The sequence below is a fragment of the Thermotalea metallivorans genome, assembly GCF_001562415.1.
Lineage (GTDB): Bacteria > Bacillota > Clostridia > Peptostreptococcales > Thermotaleaceae > Thermotalea > Thermotalea metallivorans.
Genome location: NZ_LOEE01000070.1, coordinates 1 through 18,711, shown reverse-complemented (window position 1 = coordinate 18,711; position 18,711 = coordinate 1). Strand labels below are relative to the sequence as shown.

The 18,711-nt window shown below is 39.9% G+C and carries 18 protein-coding genes and 2 tRNA genes; all 20 read right to left on the bottom strand.

From position 1 onward, the window contains the following. Nucleotides 1-85: 85 nt before the first annotated feature. The gene (locus AN619_RS13620; RefSeq protein WP_068557819.1) at nt 86-487 is read right to left on the bottom strand and encodes a thioesterase family protein; all 402 of its coding nucleotides are present in this window, start codon (nt 485-487) and stop codon (nt 86-88) included. A gap of 60 nt (nt 488-547) precedes the next feature. Further along, the gene (gene ftsH, locus AN619_RS13615) at nt 548-2,383 is read right to left on the bottom strand and encodes an ATP-dependent zinc metalloprotease FtsH (RefSeq protein ID WP_068557818.1); all 1,836 of its coding nucleotides are present in this window, start codon (nt 2,381-2,383) and stop codon (nt 548-550) included. A gap of 105 nt (nt 2,384-2,488) precedes the next feature. Beyond that, nucleotides 2,489-3,895 carry a tRNA lysidine(34) synthetase TilS gene (gene tilS / locus AN619_RS13610; protein ID WP_068557817.1) on the bottom strand — a complete coding sequence of 469 codons (1,407 nt, stop codon included), beginning with the start codon at nt 3,893-3,895 and terminating at the stop codon, nt 2,489-2,491. 52 nt (nt 3,896-3,947) lie between these two features. After that, a complete protein-coding gene (locus AN619_RS13605) occupies nt 3,948-4,880 on the bottom strand; it encodes a protein kinase domain-containing protein (RefSeq protein WP_068557816.1) in 933 nt (310 codons plus the stop codon). A 58-nt stretch (nt 4,881-4,938) separates the two neighbouring features. Next, nucleotides 4,939-5,676: a vWA domain-containing protein gene (locus AN619_RS13600; protein WP_068557815.1), complete on the bottom strand. Its 738-nt coding sequence runs from the start codon at nt 5,674-5,676 to the stop codon at nt 4,939-4,941. A 101-nt stretch (nt 5,677-5,777) separates the two neighbouring features. After that, nucleotides 5,778-8,183: a stage II sporulation protein E gene (spoIIE, locus tag AN619_RS13595; protein WP_068557814.1), complete on the bottom strand. Its 2,406-nt coding sequence runs from the start codon at nt 8,181-8,183 to the stop codon at nt 5,778-5,780. 366 nt (nt 8,184-8,549) lie between these two features. Further along, nucleotides 8,550-8,626 (bottom strand) — tRNA-Asp (locus AN619_RS13585). Between the two features lie 53 nt (nt 8,627-8,679). Further along, a tRNA-Met gene (locus AN619_RS13580) sits at nt 8,680-8,756 on the bottom strand. 71 nt (nt 8,757-8,827) lie between these two features. Continuing rightward, nucleotides 8,828-9,766 carry a Ppx/GppA phosphatase family protein gene (locus AN619_RS13575; RefSeq protein WP_068557812.1) on the bottom strand — a complete coding sequence of 313 codons (939 nt, stop codon included), beginning with the start codon at nt 9,764-9,766 and terminating at the stop codon, nt 8,828-8,830. Between the two features lie 63 nt (nt 9,767-9,829). Next, nucleotides 9,830-10,255 (bottom strand): S1 domain-containing RNA-binding protein, encoded by a 426-nt coding sequence (locus AN619_RS13570; RefSeq protein WP_068557811.1) that lies wholly within the window; start codon nt 10,253-10,255, stop codon nt 9,830-9,832. Nucleotides 10,256-10,351: 96 nt separating this feature from the next. Then, nucleotides 10,352-10,678, bottom strand: coding sequence for a cell division protein FtsL (gene ftsL, locus AN619_RS13565; RefSeq protein WP_068557810.1), 327 nt, complete (start codon nt 10,676-10,678; stop codon nt 10,352-10,354). A 78-nt stretch (nt 10,679-10,756) separates the two neighbouring features. Continuing rightward, entirely contained in the window at nt 10,757-11,254 is a 498-nt protein-coding gene (gene yabQ / locus AN619_RS13560) for a spore cortex biosynthesis protein YabQ (RefSeq protein WP_068557809.1), read from the bottom strand. Nucleotides 11,255-11,315: 61 nt separating this feature from the next. Beyond that, on the bottom strand, nt 11,316-11,606 hold the full coding sequence (gene yabP / locus AN619_RS13555; protein WP_068557808.1) for a sporulation protein YabP: 291 nt from the start codon (nt 11,604-11,606) through the stop codon (nt 11,316-11,318). Between the two features lie 230 nt (nt 11,607-11,836). Further along, nucleotides 11,837-12,079, bottom strand: coding sequence for an RNA-binding S4 domain-containing protein (locus AN619_RS13550; protein ID WP_068557807.1), 243 nt, complete (start codon nt 12,077-12,079; stop codon nt 11,837-11,839). A gap of 57 nt (nt 12,080-12,136) precedes the next feature. Next, on the bottom strand, nt 12,137-12,415 hold the full coding sequence (locus AN619_RS13545; RefSeq protein WP_068557806.1) for an HU family DNA-binding protein: 279 nt from the start codon (nt 12,413-12,415) through the stop codon (nt 12,137-12,139). A gap of 67 nt (nt 12,416-12,482) precedes the next feature. Next, nucleotides 12,483-13,979: a bifunctional methyltransferase/pyrophosphohydrolase YabN gene (gene yabN, locus AN619_RS13540; RefSeq protein WP_068557805.1), complete on the bottom strand. Its 1,497-nt coding sequence runs from the start codon at nt 13,977-13,979 to the stop codon at nt 12,483-12,485. 36 nt (nt 13,980-14,015) lie between these two features. After that, nucleotides 14,016-15,623: a putative polysaccharide biosynthesis protein gene (locus AN619_RS13535; protein ID WP_068557804.1), complete on the bottom strand. Its 1,608-nt coding sequence runs from the start codon at nt 15,621-15,623 to the stop codon at nt 14,016-14,018. Nucleotides 15,624-15,858: 235 nt separating this feature from the next. Beyond that, nucleotides 15,859-16,410, bottom strand: coding sequence for a stage V sporulation protein T (spoVT, locus tag AN619_RS13530; protein ID WP_068557803.1), 552 nt, complete (start codon nt 16,408-16,410; stop codon nt 15,859-15,861). Nucleotides 16,411-16,672: 262 nt separating this feature from the next. Continuing rightward, complete coding sequence (locus tag AN619_RS13525; protein WP_068557802.1) at nt 16,673-17,206, bottom strand: DUF4829 domain-containing protein; 534 nt, start codon at nt 17,204-17,206, stop codon at nt 16,673-16,675. A gap of 15 nt (nt 17,207-17,221) precedes the next feature. Next, entirely contained in the window at nt 17,222-18,514 is a 1,293-nt protein-coding gene (locus AN619_RS13520; RefSeq protein ID WP_068557801.1) for an amidase domain-containing protein, read from the bottom strand. Nucleotides 18,515-18,711: the final 197 nt, after the last annotated feature.

The following is an 18,711-nucleotide window of genomic DNA, read 5'->3' as shown; positions in this document are numbered from 1 at the left end:
TTCCTGTTTTCGTCATCTGTGATTTTTAATGCATTTTTTCCCAAAAGTAAAAATGGTAAGTCCATTGGGACTTACCGCTGCAAATCTATGATTGATTTGCTTTCTCCTCCGTGGCCCGGATAAATTTTTCCTTATTGATAATATAACGGCTATGGAATCCTTCTCCGATTTTATCCTTTTCATCATAGGCTTCAATTTTAAATTTCAGCTTTTTGCCCTCCATCTCGATTAGTTCTGCCTCTGCTCTCACCTTCATTCCCACAGGTGTGGCCGCCATATGCTTTACATCCAGATGGATGCCCACCGTCGCATACCCTTCCGGCAAATGGGGGTCAACGGCCTTCAAGGATGCATTTTCCATAAGTCCGATCATCATAGGTGTTGCATATACAAGCACACCTCCGCTTCCAAAGCTTGCAGCCGTATCTTTTTCTCCCACCACATGCTCTACCACAGCTTTCATGCCCACTTTTAAATGAAAATCCATCGTCTATCCCTCCTTCATGGTCTGAAACCCCTTTGCCTGCAAACAAAGGGGTTTTTCTTCTTACTCTTCTTTGTTGTCTTCTTCGCCTGCAAACAATCTTTCAAATTCTTCTGCATTTAATGTTTCAACTTCTAACAATTTATTGGCTACCAAATGAAGCTTATCGATGTTATCCTTTAAAATCTTTTCACAGGTCACATAAGCATGATCAATAATGCTTCTTACTTCCTTGTCAATTTCTGAAGCAACTTCTTCAGAATAATTTCTCCTTGTGGAAAAATCCCTGCCTAGGAAAACCTCATCCTCAGAACTGTAATTTACCGGCCCTAAGTTATCACTCATACCATATTTGGTTACCATAGCCCTTGCAATATTGGTTGCTCTTTCCAAGTCATTGCTTGCTCCTGTGCTGATATCATCCAGCACTAACTTTTCAGCAACTCTGCCACCTAGAAGGTGAATGATCTGCTCCTGCATTTCTGTCTTCGTCGCATAATATTTATCTTCTTTCGGCAGAATCATAGTAAATCCACCAGCCCTTCCCCTTGGAATAATCGTTACCTGGTGAACGGGATCCGTATTGGGAAGCATCTTGGCAACCACAGCATGGCCTGCTTCATGATAGGCCGTTAGTTTTCTTTCCTTCTCGCTGATGACTCTGCTTCTTTTTTCCGGACCTGCAATTACCTTCGTAATGGCTTCTTCAATCGTTGCCATATCAATTTTCTTTCTATTTTTTCTGGCTGTCAATAGGGCTGCCTCATTCATCAAATTCTCTATATCTGCCGGCGTAAAGCCCGGGGTTCTTCTGGCAAGAATTTTTAAATCCACATCTTCCGCCAACGGTTTATTTTTGGAATGAACTTTTAATATTTCTTCTCTGCCCTTCACATCAGGCACGCCTACCACCACCTGGCGGTCAAATCTGCCGGGACGCAGCAATGCAGGGTCTAAAATATCCGGCCGGTTGGTGGCAGCAATGATGATAATTCCTTCATTAACACCAAAGCCATCCATTTCAACAAGGAGCTGGTTTAACGTCTGCTCTCTTTCGTCATGACCTCCGCCTAACCCTGCTCCCCGTTTGCGTCCTACAGCATCAATCTCGTCAATGAATACAATGCAAGGAGAATTTTTCTTTGCTTGCTCAAAAAGGTCACGGACCCGAGATGCACCTACCCCAACAAACATTTCCACAAAATCAGAGCCACTGATGCTAAAGAAGGGAACTCCCGCTTCTCCGGCCACAGCCCGTGAAAGATAAGTTTTTCCTGTACCGGGAGGGCCAACCATTAAGATTCCCTTCGGGATCCTTGCCCCCAATTCAATATATTTTCTAGGATTTTTTAAGAAATCTACAATTTCCTGTAATTCTTCCTTTTCCTCATCAAGCCCTGCCACATCGTTAAACGTTACTTTTTTTCGTTCATCCTCCTTATGCAGTTTCGCCCTGCTCTTTCCGAAGGACATCACCCTGCTGCCGCCCCCTTGGGACTGCTGCATGAACACAAACCATAATACCACAAAGATGAGGATCATAAATACTGAAGGCAGGATATCCAAGAACCAAGGCGTCTTCGCCGGCGGCTGTCCTACTACCTTCTTCAATACGCCACTTTCAATTTGAGGAAGAATATACTTATCCAATAAAGCTTGTGACATAACAATGGGTGGAATATATGTTTCAAAGGTTTGCTCCTGGGATTTGAGCTTACCTACAACCGTATTCTCCACAATACTCATTTCTTCAACATTTTGCTTTTGCAATTGAATGACAAATTCGGAAAAACTCAGCTGTATCTTGTCCGGTGCTGGATTTCCATAAAAATGCACGATGGCAACAATGATAATGAATATGAGTATATAGAAACTGGCTCCCCTAAAAAACTTCTTCAACAAAAGCCCTCCTTTCAGTACAATCGCTGACACAATTACCGCGTCTCTCTATTCTACCATATTTTTTATATGAAAACAATAAATTGCATCTCCGGTATATGATATTTATGGCATCTCTTCCGGTTGATACTGAAATTTCCATTCCAAAACCAATACTTTTTTGGTTTGAGGACCAATTTTATATCTCTCACTGGTTCTATAACCAACAACCCACATAATTTCATGGCCGTCACAAACAAGGGGAATCCGATCTCTCATCTCCCTAGGGACCTTTTCATCAATAAAATAATCCTTCAGCTTTTTCCTTCCCTGCATCCCATAGGGTACAAAGCGGTCGCCGGCTCTTCTATTCCTAATAATCATACCCTGTTCTATCTTCTCCAAATCAAAATACCTTTTATAAGGATGTTTGTCCTGAGGATTCCATTGATCCAATGATATTATTTTTGACGTTACAGTGGCATTCAATTCCGGCAGATACAAACTTTCTCCGATGCCCAAAGGATATATAAACTCTACCGGGCCTATTACCCTTCCCTTCATGATCTTCAATACCCCGTAACCTAATTCCGCTATCATTCCTTTGGGCAAGTCAATACTCGCCCCCACATTTCCCTTCTGCATCAATTCCAAAATATGTTCTATATGTACATACTCCGTATCGGCCAAGTTGCCGCAAACCTCCTGCACAGCCCTCCGCAAGACCCGTTTGCCCATGGCAGGATGCATTTTTCTGATGGCTTGGCAATCCAGCCTTACGGCATCGTTTTCTTTTCTGGCTGCTTCTTCAAAACTTTTTTGAACCAACAACTCAATCCATTCCCTATCCTCCCTGAAAAGATTTGCTGTTCTCCAAAGGGTTTCTTTAATTCTGGGATTGAAATACTTCTGTATATAGGGAATCAACTCCAACCGAATGCGGTTTCTTGTGTAAATGGTTTCTAAATTGGTTTTGTCTATTCTCGGCTTCAATTGAAATGCTTCACAATAATCTTCAATTTCTCTTCTGCTGATATCCAGCAAGGGTCTGATGATGGTATGATTTCTCACATAAGAAATTGCCCCAAGCCCTTCCATGCCGGAACCTCGCATAAACCGCATGAGAACTGTTTCTGCCTGATCATCCATGTTTTGAGCCACAGCAATTTTGCCAGCCCTCTGCTGCGCCATCACTTGATAAAACAATTGATATCGTCTTTCTCGTCCGGCCTCTTCAAAGCTTATGCCCTTTTCCCTGCTATAGCGGGCAATATCTTCAGAAAAAATAAAAGAAGGGATATCCAGTTTGTCACAAAATTCTTTTACATAGGCTGCATCGGCATCGGCCTCTTCCCCTCGAAAGCGGTGATTTAAATGCACAGCGTAAAGCTTTAGATCATACATATCCTTTATTCTCCACAGCAAATGCAGCAGACAAATAGAATCCGGTCCTCCCGACACGCCAACAACAACACCTTCTCCTTTCTCAAGCATCCTGTGTCTTTCTACGGTTTTTAGAAATTTGTTCAACATGGCCTTGCTCCCATCAAACTACCTTTCTTTTTTCATTTTATAGTTTATAGTTCTATATCACCCTCTGAAATACCTTCCATACGCCACCGTTTTTTATTAGGATTGACAAAAGAATTCCTAAAAAAAATAGAATACTGCCAAAAAGAGCACGGTTCACCAGCATATCTACTTTGCTTTTCTTCGATGTTTTGTAACCATTATGGCGATATATATTTTCTAAATCAACGACAAATTGGTAAAAACAAATATCCTTCTGATAGATTCCCCTGTGGAAAAGTTTTATCAATCCCGTGGAAATATCCACATTTTCTAATTTTTTCAGCATCTTATCCACATCCTTGTCCTCCATGGGAAATCTCGTACCCAATAGCAGGCATATCATCAGCATGCATAAACTGAAAAGATCATATCCTTCATCCGCCCTTCTCAATCCCATGTTCCAACTGGCCCGATCATACAGAGGTGTAAATTCCTTGATGCTTTCCCCCATAGGCGTAACACCTCCCAGATCAATAATTTTCAACACATGATTTTTTTCATCAATCATTAGATTTTCCAATTTTAAGTCTCCAAAAACAAAATGATTTTGATGGAGTATATGAAATGCCTTTCCAATGGTGATACCCAGAGATAATACGTCTTTTACTTGGAGATGATGCTTTTTACGGTATTGATTCATGTTTTTTCCCTCTATATATTCTACTATCACAAAAGTCCATTTCTTCCGGGCTGCTTCCAGGTCATCGATCTCTTTTACCTTTACTGTAATGGGCAGTCTTTCAAACTTTTTCATCATTTCATATTCCTTTGCAATACTTTGCATGTCACTGCTTAATTTTAAAGCATATACTTCCTTTGTAGAAACTTCCATAACCTGATAGACCTTTCCAATACCCCCTTCTCCCAGCAACCGCAAAACCCTGTATTCATTTTTGTTCCACTTTCCCCGAATCAAGCTTCCTATTTCTAAATTCAAAACTTCCATGCAAAATTCCCTGCCTTTTTATATGGGTATGTTAAAACGGCTATTGCTAGCCGTTTGCCTATATCATGCCCTCTTTTAATAGAGGTTCACTATTCTGAATGATCTCTTCAAATTCCACATCTTGAATCCCCAATAGAAGATCCATGGCCTTATTCATAGCTGCTGCCGTGGGCGTATTGCCTCCTGTTTTTATCTCCAGCACCCGTCTTTGAATTTCCCCTATGTTTTCCGTAAACTCACATATCACTTTAAAAAATGCACCCTTTTCTCCCGGATATGCAATGACGGCCACTTCACTTTTTCCCTTTCTCCCTTTGAGAGAATACATCAACTCCATAATACTTTGTCTGGCCGTTCCCATTTTATTGGCCATGCTCCCACTGCAATCCATCACGATGCAGCATTTTACCGCTGCTTCCTCACCCAATTTATCCATGTAGTTAATAATTTTACTCCTGGATTGGGGCGGTATGTCCATTAGATCTCTTCCGATAATTTCCTTTAACTGTTTTCCTACAATTGTCCCAATGGTTTTATTGATTGTTTTCTGCGTCATGACATGCATGGTATGTCCTAAATTTGCAATATGGGTATTCTCCCAAATTCCTTTTCCTGCCTTCGCAATCTCTTCCACCTCTTCAAAGGCTTCATCTTGGTCCTTATTTTCCATAATTCCTATGACATTCACAACAATACCTTTCTTTGCCGCTTCCGCCGCAACCGTAACAGGATTGCCACCTATATTGGATTTGCCGTCGGTTACTACAATCATCTGCTTGATTTCCATATTTTTCATGTGCTTTCCCCCTCTATCATTACTTTATCTGAGAGTATTGTCTTTTTTGTCCTATGCTATACCCATATCAATGTGCCAAAAGAAAAAAGAGCCTGAAGGCCCTATTTTGATTCCCAAATTTTTGTCACCAATACCGTCATATCATCCTCAATTTTGTTTCCGTATTTCCGGATAGCCATATCCAACAGCTCGTCGGCAATAGATTGTGGGTTTCTGCTATGGATGGCTTTTAATGCGGAAACAATCCAGTTTTCCTTTACATCTATATCCTTGTCAGCATCCAGCACTCCATCGGACACCATAATGAGAAAATCCCCGTGATGGAGCCGTTTGCCCAGACTGTCAAAATCAATCTTATTCAAAATCCCGATGGGTAAAGAAGCAGATTTGATTATTTCTATTTCGCCATCGGCTCTTTTAATAAAGCTGGAGGCAGCTCCAATTTTAACACAATCTAATTTTCCCGTATATAGGTCAATCATCGATAAATCTATCGTAGAAAATATTTCCTCCGAGGACTTCAAAACAAGAATAGAGTTAATCGTCTTAATCGCCGTATCTTGATCAAAGCCTGCTTCCATAAGCTGCTCCAGCAAAGTAATGGTTGCCGTGCTTTCTTTTGCTGCCCGTTCTCCGGACCCCATTCCATCGCTTAATGCCATCATATACTTTCCATCCTGCAAATCCATCATCGTATAGCTATCTCCGCATATATAGCCATTCTCCTTAGAGACTCTGGCTACACCTGTGCCGATCCTGTACTTTTCCCCTTGTACTAGTTTAAATACGCAACTACCCGCAGCCTCATCCCTAACGCAGTGCTGGTTTTTTCTGATGAACTCGGCGCCTATAACCTGAGATACAATCGGTGCAATTTTTTCATCACATTGTTTCCTGTCAAAGCACGGCCTCTTCTCAACATCTACTTCTATCTTTTCGTTTTCCTTTTCCAAAACAGTTACCTTATTGATTTGGACGCCAGCCTTATCAAAGGCTACATACAAGGCATCCTCTATATTTGTCTTAAATTGCACTTCCATACATACTTCCCTGGCCAAACGATGGATCATGTTCGATATTCCCTGAAATTGTTCTGCTACCAGTTGTCTGCTCTCAAAAAGCTTATTCTGCCACTTGTAATGGATTTTGTAAATCTCAAACTGGTCATCAATTGCCTGGAGCAGCATGTCCAGCCGAATACACCTTTTTTTAAGCATTACCGGAATTTTGTCTGCTTTTATTTTCCCGAAGGACTCCAATACTCCGATGATATCGACCATATCATTATAGGTATTGTAGAAATTATTTTGCCAACAGCTCCTACACATGCCACATTGATTGCATACCTTATTGACTACCTGATCGATGATGCCTGCAATATCCTGCTGATCTATTACTTTATTTTTCTCTAATATTTGTCCATAAGTGGCCGCCAGTTCAGAAAATGCATTGGCAAATTCCCTTAATCGGTCAAAGGCAATCTTCCGTATTCTCTCCCCATAGGCTTTGTCCAATTGTAAAACCCCTGCCTGGGCATTCACAAACTTCTCCATGTAAGTGATCACAGACTTCGGCATCAGCATAAAGACTACAAAGGCGACAATAATCTCCTCAAACTGCAAAATCACTTCCGTTGACCCATTGATATAAAAGGTCAAAATTGCATTTCCCATAATCATGCCTATGGCAGAACCGGTTTTCCCCAAATCCTTAAAAATACCTGCCAGAAGCCCTGAGAAACTATATATACCGATAATCGTCGGTGTTCCAATACTGGACATGCTTGTAATAATACCAATCGTAACTCCTACACTGGCCCCGACGCTCGCTCCTCCATGATATGCAAATAACAAAGTTAAAAGGATCCCCAATATATTTTTTATCTCATAGGGCCCCGCCTTCATCTCCGAAAAACCTGAAATGAGTACAGCCCCGCTAATGGCAATGCATATCAACTCCTCGTTCGATAAAATTTTCCTATTCGTTTTTTGTAAGGCTACAGGTACGGCATAAGATAAAATATAGACAAATACAAACACCACTACGGATTCAAATACCGTCATAAACAGATCATAGATATAAAATTCCGTAAAAGCTCTGTAGCCCACACCGGATATCATCATCACCGTTCCTGCCCCAAAGGCCGTCTTAAAGGTATTCCACTGGATTCTGTCTTTGACGCAGCGAAATAACAACCAGGACATAAACAGGGCAATGCCATATTTTGCCCAGATCCCTACGCCTACTACAGTCATAGTACCCAGCAAGACACTGAGGCCTACGATTCCGTTTCTTTTATCCCTTGTCAGCAAGGCAATAAAATAAGCGATACCGAAAGGAGCCAAATCATCGAATATGCTTGCCCTCCCCAAAAAGAAGCCGATGATATTCAAAAGAAGCATCTGTTTTGCAATCGGCAGAAATCCCGATTTTTTACTGCCCAAAACAGCTGCAGCTTGTCCATTTTGTTTTCGTTTGTATGGCATAAGTTCTGTTTTTCCTATCATGACAACACCCCCCACAGATTATTCTTAGAGCCATTATATCAGGGGTGATGCAAAATATTTGTCAACTTGTCTGTTTTGTCTCCATAAAATTTTAGACATAGACTGCAGGATTTTTACAAGGTTCTATGAATAGGGCATATAGAAAACCCGTATTTTCCATCTATAAAATGATATTTTGAAGGGTGCATCCTGAAATTTTGACGAGGGATGAAAAAGTTCCTCGATAAAAAGTCCATATACAAAAAGTCCATATACAAATTGGAAACGAGTATTTTCCCAAAAGATGATCCAATCCTCCCCCTTGTATTTTCCATGCAAAAACAAAAACAGCCTTTTAATTTTCAAGGCTGCTTCTTTACCCATTACTGGCGACCCGGAAGGGGCTCGAACCCTCGACCTCCAGCGTGACAGGCTGGCATTCTAACCAACTGAACTACCGGGCCATTTTTTCATTGACAGTTTGCATCACAAAGGATCAACATCCTACGGTTTTCTATGGTAGCGGCGAGTGGACTCGAACCACCGACCTTCCGGGTATGAACCGGACGCTCTAGCCAGCTAAGCTACGCCGCCAATTTTTCATAACAAAATATATGTTACAACAGAACAAAGAGATTGTCAATATATCCTTTCCCCGCAGTTTTTTATATGTTTTTTCCAGATTCATATCCTAACTGTTCAAAGATTAATCCTTCCAGATTATCATATTCACTAATGCATAGGGTGTTTATTTCCAGCAAACTTAAGATTCGATCTAAGATGATCGTCCCTGCAATAATCACATCGGCTCTTTTCGGATGCAGCCCCGGAATTTTTCTCCTTTCATGCAAGGATACTGACATAAACTTCTGAAGGACATTTCTCACTTCCCGCAAATTCAGCTCCGTATGATGCACTTTTTCCCGATCATACACCTTTAGCTCCTTGTGAACGGCCGCGATGGTGGTAGCCGTTCCTCCTATGCCGATCACCCGATCCACCCTCATTTCCTTTAACCGTACCAAGGTAGGAAGGATGATATGCTCCACCCTCTCCTTCAAATCTTCTATCTCCTGCAGTCGAGGAGGATCGGCGACAATATATTTTTCCGTCATTCTCACCGCACCTACATTCACGCTAGTCATGTGCCGAATTCCCACACCATTGCCCAGTATAAACTCGGTACTGCCTCCTCCGATATCTAGGACAAGAATTTCTTCATCGTTTCCCTCGAAACCTTGGGATACTCCTAAAAATCCTAATTGGGCTTCCCGGTCGCCACTGATCACCTGAATTTCTACACCCAATTCCTTTCTTGCTCGGTGCAAAAACTCTTCCCTGTTTTCGGCGTCCCTTACGGCACTTGTGGCGATAACGGATAGGTTTTCTATCCTCTCCTTCCTTACGATGTTCACAAATTTTTCTAGTGCCTTTATATTTCTTTCCATGGCATCTATTGACAAACGCCCTGTCTTGTCAACATTCTCGCCTATTCGAGTAGTCTCTAAGTCTTTAAAGCTTTCTATAATTTTTCCGTCCTTTACACGGGCAATCAATAGACGCATGGAATTTGTTCCAATATCAATGGCAGCTAATTTTGTCATTTTCATCCTCCTTCAAATAGCCAATTTCACAACTAAAAAACCGAGACATGGTCTCGGTTATCATTATCGCATTGCATCCTTTCTATTATAGCCATTCCCTCTTCTTGAATCTTTCATATTCTTCTTCAGTTGCTGTTGTTTCTCATCGCTATCCTTTAAGAACTTTAGCAACTTATCTTCAAAAGACAAACCTGCATCCGCATTTTTCTTCTGCCAGTCAATTTGCATTGGCTGGTTACTCTTTTTAGGAGGTTTTTCCTGTGCCTGCCGGATAGAGAGGCTAATCTTTCCGTTTCCGTCAATTGCAATCACTTTTACCATTACTTTCTGCTGTTCCTTTAAATACGTATGGATATTTTTAACGTAATCATCTGCCACTTCTGAAATATGACATAAACCTGTTTTCCCTTGCGGTAGTTGAATAAAAGCACCGAAATTGGTAATTCCTGTTACCGTGCCCTCTACAACTTTTCCTATTTCAACCGGCATAAATTAGATCTTCCTCCTTAATAGATTATTTACAACTTTGCTAAGACATATTATAATTTATATTTTAAAGACTGTCAACTACAAGGATTCTGCTAACTACTGCTTTTCTTGTCCATATTTTGCCTTCTGCATGTCAATATATATAATTTCATTGGGCTTTACCATTTTGAGTTGCTCTCTGGCCACCTTCTCAATAAATTCCGGCGTATTTCCCTGTTTGATCTCCTCCTCCAGACGGGCTGCTTCTTCTTTTAGAGCCTTTACCTTGTTTTTATATTCCTCTTCCTGCTTTGTCAATTCATAAAGTTTTATCTGCTGACTCAGAAAAATCCATAGGACATACAGGCCAACCACTAGAAGGATCAGATAAAAAGGTCTATTTCCTTTTCTTATTCTCTTCTTTCTTTCTTGAGCCATCTTCATCTGTTTCACCCTTCTCTATATCTTCTGTTTTTCTCCTGTCATTTTATACATAATTCTATGGATCCCCATGATTTCCTTCTATTTTTTTTTCATGATGGTTTTTATGTATTTTTTTATCTCCTGATAAATCCTTCTGGGCATTGTTCCTATCCGCTTCCATCGACAATAGACAGGTTTTAGCTTTTTCTTGAACCATCTCCATGGTTTGCTCAACCAACGGGTCAATAATTTTATCGGATATAAAATCATTTGGATGCACCCCACAATGATTTTCCTTAGAAGTCGGAGAATCGATACAACCGCTGTAATGACAACACGGCTCAGGAGCCTGTTGTAAAGGATGCTTCCCAGCATAAATCCTAAAAATGTATAAAATCTTAACTGTCCCGAGTTGCTAAACAATAATACGGCTGTGGCAACAATTGAAATGACAATCCAAAAAACAAAATCTTGAATAAGGGTTGCAATTTTTTTAGGCTTGAATATAGCACGAAAAATTCTATATAAATCATAGATAAATCCGATGAGAATTCCCCCATACATCGTCGCCAAAAATACATATGTTTGCTCTGCCACAGAAGCAGCCACCCTGATCACCCCGGTTCACTCTGTTCTCAAAAAAATAACCGCTTCGCGGTTATTTGAACATCTTTCCTAAGAATCCCACTCCCTTATTTTGCAAGCTGTCCTTATCACTGTAGTTTATAGAATAAAAAAAACCTTCTACGACGACATTGCCATCATCTAAATTCAGCTTGTTTATATTTAATTCATTTCCTTTGATTGTTAAAACACCCTGTACCGTTTCCAGCAAAACTGTATTTTCATTAAAGCTGTCTACGTGCTCAACGCCCGATATGCTAAGCTTCTCTCTATTCTCCAGAATCAAATGATGGCTCTTGCTTTTCGCCACTCTTTTGTCTTCCATCTATACTCACCTCTTTTATGGTTATCGCCCGTTCTTACTTAAAAGATATGTGCATATAGATGCCTTTATGCCTGTTTTCTCACGAAAATATAGATGCTGGCGAAGGGCCCTTTCCTTGCGGGCAAAGGGAGCCGATTCCCTATGATAGAACCCCTGGGGTCCGTGGGAGGGATACAGGGATTCCCATGGATCATGGTAGAAAGCAGAATGGCATTCACCTTTTGCCCATATTATTCTATAACTTTGTACATTTCCTTGGAGGATTCTTTTGTAACATGCTCTACAAGGTCTGCTACTTGAATCTTGGTGATTTTTTCCCCAAAGGCAATGGTTATGATATCCCCAACTTCAACTTCTGTCCCTGCTTTTGCCACCTTATCGTTTACTTTCACCCTTCCTTGATCGCAGGCTTCTTTGGCAATTGTTCTCCTTTTGATTAACCTGGAATTTTTCAAAAATTTATCTAATCGCATCTTCATCCCTCCTAAATTCTTTCGAATAAAAAAAGCAGCCTAAGCTGCTTTTTTTATTTATGCATTTACCATATCCTTCAGTGCTTTTCCTGCCTTGAATACAGGAGCTTTTGATGCAGGGATTTCGATTACTTGTTCAGGATTTCTTGGATTTCTTCCTTGTCTTTCTTTTCTTTCTCTTACATCAAAAGTACCAAAGCCCACCAATTGAACTTTGTCACCTTTTGCCAGAGCTTCCTCTACACTTTTCATAAATGCGTTTAATGCAGCTTCTGCATCCTTCTTTGTAAGTCCTGATTTCTCTGCCATGCTTGCAACTAATTCAGCTTTATTCACAATTATACCTCCTCATCTTTTTGAATACGTATAGCATATTCTATCTTTTCTTGCAAAATCCTTCTTTTTACTTGTATTTTTTATCATTTTTTTTATTTTTATGTATTTTTGCCAAACTCCAAAGTGCGTCCATCTCTTTGAGCGTCATTGATTCTAGGCCCTTGTCCATCGCTTTGGCTGCCTGCTCCATAAAAGCAAAGCGCTCAATGAATTTTTCATTGGTCTGGTTCAATGCCAGCTCCGGTTCAACCTTTAAAAACCTTGCCATATTGACAATAGCAAACAGCAGGTCGCCTATTTCCTCTGTGATTTTATCTTTTTTGTCTGTTCTATATACCTCTAGCAGCTCTTCGAATTCCTCTTTGACCTTATCAACGGCACCTTCTACGCTGTCCCAATCAAATCCGATACTGGCGGCCTTCTTTTGAATCTTATAACTTCTCATCAGTGCAGGTAATGGTTTTGGAATGCGTTGAAGGGATTCCGTATAGGTTTTTACATTCTTCTCCTTCCGTTTCATCTCCTCCCATCGGTGAAAAGCTCCTGCATCAGAGCTTTCTTTGTTTTCGCCAAATACATGAGGATGCCTATAGATCAGCTTTCTGCAAACACCCGTAACCACATCTCGAATATCAAAATACCCTTCCTCTGAAGCAATTTGCGCATGAAATACAATTTGCAAAAGCAGGTCACCCAACTCTTCCACCAGAAGTTCCATATCTTCTTGCTCAAGAGCCTCCAATACCTCATAGGCTTCCTCCAGCAAGTAAGGCTTTAAACTTTCATGGGTCTGCTTCAAATCCCAAGGACATCCGTTCTTGCTTCTTAGTGTTGCCATAATCTCTACAAGATTATTCATATTATAGTATTTTTCCCATTTTGCGTCAACCTTCGGAAGATATATGCTGGTCAAATAATCCACCCAATCCAATCGATCCAGTGCATATAGTGGAACACGCTCAACCCTTTGAAAATCAGGGATTCCTGCCCCTCTGATCACAAAAATAGGATACGGATCCGGATAGTAGTCCATAAGTCTCAATTTTATATCCGAAGCAACTTCCTGGTTATACACCTGTGTCACAATGACATCGGTGTCAGGGTCAGGTCGTTGCTTCCCAAGCTGTAAACCGTCGATAATCTGCAACCCTTCAATAGGGTCTTTCTTTAATACCTGAAAAATCGCTTCAATAAAGCTTACGCTGGGAACAAACTCTATGGGGAATCCGTGCTCTTCTGATTTTTTTATCAATTTTTGCACCGTATCTTCGGCCACAAAAGGACTGCCGGGGACGGCATAGACTACATCCTCTGTTTCCAAACGGTTGAGCAAATCGTTGACAATCGCCTCATATACTTCATCAAAATTATTTTTCTGTTCATAATAATGATCAAGGCTTTCCATAGGAAAACCTTGATTCTTTAAATAATCGATTACAGGATGTTTCAGGGTCCTGAGTACGACCTTGCTGCTTTGTCCCATCTTTTCCATGGCCCCCACCGTCAAATACTCTTTGCTTCCCGGTCCCAAGCCGATTACTGTAAGCTTGTGCTTCAATTCCATCCACCTGCCTTCTACAAATCTAGCATTTATCCAGTATTATTTCCTCAGAAGCCCTAAAATACGCAGTATTTTCGCCATTTTTCCGCCGCCGGGCATCATTTCAAAATCCTTTTCCGTAATTCCCCCGGTAGTCAACAGCATCAACCCGTATATCAAGACTCCCATGCCAATGGCCAGCACCGTTGCAAGTTGGTTTCCAAGGCCGGGAAGAAACTGTTTATAAACAAAAAGTACGGAAATGCTCATAGCACCCACGGCAATAATCGGTTTTACTATAAATTGACTCACATGAAAAGTTGTGTGGGTAAGCCGCCTTACGGCAAAGAAATTCAAAAGAGCAGCCACACCATAGGCTGCAACGGTACCAATAGCAGCACCCTTCACATTGATGGCATATATTCCTGTCAAAACGTAAGTTAGAATCACTTTAAATGTAGAACCGATCATGAGATTGACAACAGGTATGCTAGGTCTCCCCAATCCTTGCAATATCCCCGTAAAGGTCTGGACCAATGTGAGAAAAACAAGGCCAAAAGCCAGTATAGCTAAAGGTCCTGATGCACTTAAGGCACTTTCCGTCTGCATAGGATAAAGCAGCATCATGATTGGTTTCGATAATGTCACCAGTCCAACGGCTGCCGGTAGCCCGATCAGCAACGTAACCCGGGTGCCTGTTTGAACCGTGCTTCTGATACCGGCTTGATCTCTTCTTTGGTTCGCTTCAGAAATGGCAGGTACCAAACTCATAGCCAGAGCGACCGTCAATACCTGGGGAAGATTAATCAGCGTTGCTGCCATTCCCGTTAATTGTCCGTATAGGCTGTTGGCTTCCTCATAGGAAAAACCAACCTCCTGAAGTCTTCTCATTACGATCGCCACATCGATCATATTCATCACAGGTATCACAGCAGCACCAATGGTGATCGGTACCGCAATTGCAAGAAGCCTAGATATAATTTTTCCGGAAGATTCTTGGTTTTGAGAAAGGTTTCCCTGTATTTCCCGTAGAATACTTCCCCTTCTCCGGTGATAAATATAGACAATCATCATTGTACCTGCAATAGCACCTGCAGCAGCTCCAAAAACAGCTCCAGCGGAAGCGATTTCCGGTCCCTTGTCGAGAAGGATATAGGCCAATCCTAATCCCACAACGACCCTTCCCATCTGTTCAATTACTTGGGATACGGCCGTAGGTGTCATGTCCTGCAATCCTTGAAAGTACCCTCTGTAGGCTGCCATCACAGGCACAAAAAGCAGGGCCGGTACTACGGCAAGCATGGAATAATATGCATTGGGATTTTTGATGAGTTCTACAATTGTCCGGGCCCCAAAGAATACAATACCCGATGTCACAACTCCTGTAACAAATAGCAGGATGAAAGATACACGAAAGACTTTATGAGCACCATACCGATCCCCTGCAGCCTTCTTCTCTGCCACAAGCTTTGATATGGCAGTGGGGATCCCCGCCGTTGATATAGTCAACAAAAGCACATATATGGGGTAAGAAGCCTGATAATATCCTAACCCTGTATCTCCTATGATATTTCCAAGGGGAATCCTAAAGAATGCACCCAGTATTTTTACAATGATTCCTGCAATCCCCAAGATGGCAGCACCTTTCAAAAACGATTTACTACTCATTCCTTCTCCTCCAATTCTCCTTCTTTCCTTTTTAAATCCAAGGGATAATTTCTATCTTTCACATGAATCTATTATACCAAAAACCATGGAAGATTGTCACAGGTATCCAGAGCGGGAGTTAAATTTTTCCTGCGAGACAAGCGAGACAGGGGACGGTTCTCTGTCACGTTAAACCGTGACAGAGAACCGTCCCCTGTCTCGCTGCTATCCTCATCTATGTATTATACCGTTATATTTATTGCTCCATTTGCTTTCCCAGGAAATTTGCCGCTGTCTCAGCTACTTTTGCCTCCAAATCCCCCATCTGCTGGTTCCCATCCTTTGCCAAAAGTATTACTGCACCAATGGGATCTCCTTGGGTTATAATGGGGACAATCACCTGTGAAGTATATTTCTTCTCATCGCCCTCATCGAGAGATAAGGCATAGGTTTTTTCTCTTTCATTCACCACAAGGGTCTTCTTGTCTTCCATAACCTTTTCTAGGGCTTTGCTTACCCTTTTGTCTAGATATTCCTTTTTGGAACCGCCTGCCACAGCTATGATTGTATCTCTATCTGTAATAATTGCCGTGTGCCCTAAGGCATCATGAAGAGATTCTGCATATTCGCTGGCAAATTCCGTAAGCTCCCCTATGGGAGAATATTTTTTTAAGATTACTTCTCCTTCTCTATCGGTAAATATCTCTAGTGGATCTCCCTCTCTTATACGAAGCGTTCGCCTTATTTCCTTCGGGATCACAACTCTGCCCAAATCATCAATTCTTCTTACTATGCCTGTTGCTTTCAATCGCGTTCCCTCCTAGTATACTTATTATAAACTGGTTATTGTACACTTATTATTTGTCATTATCTACTTTTTATGCATGAATGGAAATTTTTCTGAAACCGTAGCAATACTTAGAAATCTTGCATTTTACTTCTTCTTTCTTCTATATTAAAAACTGCAATACCTTTTTCACAGTTTTTTAAAATTTATATCTTCTGTGTTCAAAAAATTTAGTATCCAAGAGAATCCTCTCTTGGATACTAGTAAAATTTATCAAATATCTTTAAATAGGTCCAAAAGCAAAATCAATGATTTTCCATGGTGAACTGTTGGTTTCCTTGATCAAATAAATTCCGACTCTGCCTTTGCCTTCTAAATCCAAAAATGTGCTATCAATCTCAGTTTTTGAATAATCCAAATATGGATTTACTTTTAAATCAAATTCAACTTCATATACCGCTGCGTCAAAGGGAGGTGAAGTAAAGCCATATCGCTTTGTCAATACAATTTCCTTTTTAAAATATTCTGTTTTCTCTTCATTTTTAAATAAACGAATAATCTTCCAACTCTTTACTTCTTTGTACTGAAAGTCACGATTTGATATCATAAGTTTGGGATGCAAAGTTGATTGCACTACTTTGGGATGATGATGATTTACACCCCAGAAATATGTCTGGATCACATCCTTCTCGTTGCTATAGTGGGTTTTCCAAATGAAATACTGTGATTGAATATTATCGTTAAAAATAAACAACAGTAGAAATATTAAAAGAATTACAGAAATGCCAGATGCCTTTTTCAGCTTTTTATTAATCATGACAACACATCCTTTTTAGTATGCGGTAGAATTGAATCTAATTCCTCTCATTTTTCCACTACCTACCCACTGTGTAAACTTTGTAAGCAATTCATCTTGCCTTGCAGTTGAGTGAGAACAATATAGGATTTCTGCTGGTATACCAGGTTTTAATACTGCAGAAATAAAAATTGAATGATAATATCGATTTTGAGAATCCGGCCACCCCTGCAATACATCTCCTTTAGCTATTGCGCTATAGTTAAAAGAACCTACGCTTTTATCTTCTTCATATACAGTCCCTCTAGGACCAGTACCTGTATTGCTTTTTACATAGGAATAAAAACTATTTACACTTTCCCAACTTGACGATCCGCCACCAGTTCCTCCATACCAAGTACTAGTCATTCTATACTTATTGTTTACTCTCGTTCTATTAGCACTATCACTTCCTGTAGGATCCCATCCCCCGTATCCAGCCCAAACACATTGTGAAACAAAATTAGTGCAATCACTACTTGCACTATAAAAAAATGGAGCATTATTTAATGCATATTTTCTAGCATATTCAATTGCTGTATCTCTATTATAGGAAACAGTAGCTGCAATACCCACAGTGCCATTCAATGTTCCTTTTTCTGCTTCACTAATATTTAAATTTTTGTAACTATTCTGTATATTTTTATTCATTTCTATTGCAGCTTTTTTTACTTCCTCAAGTGCTTGCTTTATTGCTATTTTTTTACTTTCATTAATATCAAACAATGACTTGACTTTCATTTTATCTTTAAAATATTTTGCTCCATATTCATCTGAATCTATAGCCTCAATTTTCCATTGTAAATTGCTTTTTTTAAGTTTGATAGTATATTTTATATTTCTAATTTTAGTATTTACATCCTGAAGATGATCATAATTAATATCTGATCCATAGATTAAATTGACTATTGCTTGGTTTTCTTCGATATTTATTTTTTCAAAATCTATGATGTTTTTATAATTTTTAAACCTTATATTATATAAAATATTATATTCAAGATCATATTTATGTATTTCTTTGATTAGGTCGGTATTGGCATTTTCTATTAATAGTATATCCCATTCCACAGGCTTTAAAGTTTTTAGTGAATGATTGTACATGTCAAAATACAAATGAATAAGGTTTTTAATCTGTTCCTCGTCATCTTTAAGACTAGAAATTTTATCATATTCTATTTGAAAATTCTCATCAACATAATTCGATAAAACATCTCTACCATTTCCAAATGCTATTATTGATAAACTCATCATTAAGCAAAACACTATCGTAATAGCAATAATTTTTTTCATGATAATCCCCCTTGATAGATTATTAATGTTGTAAACATTTTCAACTAAATTTCAAGTTATAACCCTTTGTAACTCATATTCCGCTGAATACATCATAACTTTTTCATAATTTAATTCAGAACTTTTAAATTATGATGCACCTCTGATGTAGATGTTCTCAGGAATCCCTAAATAGCGCAAAATTGTTTTGACGTTAG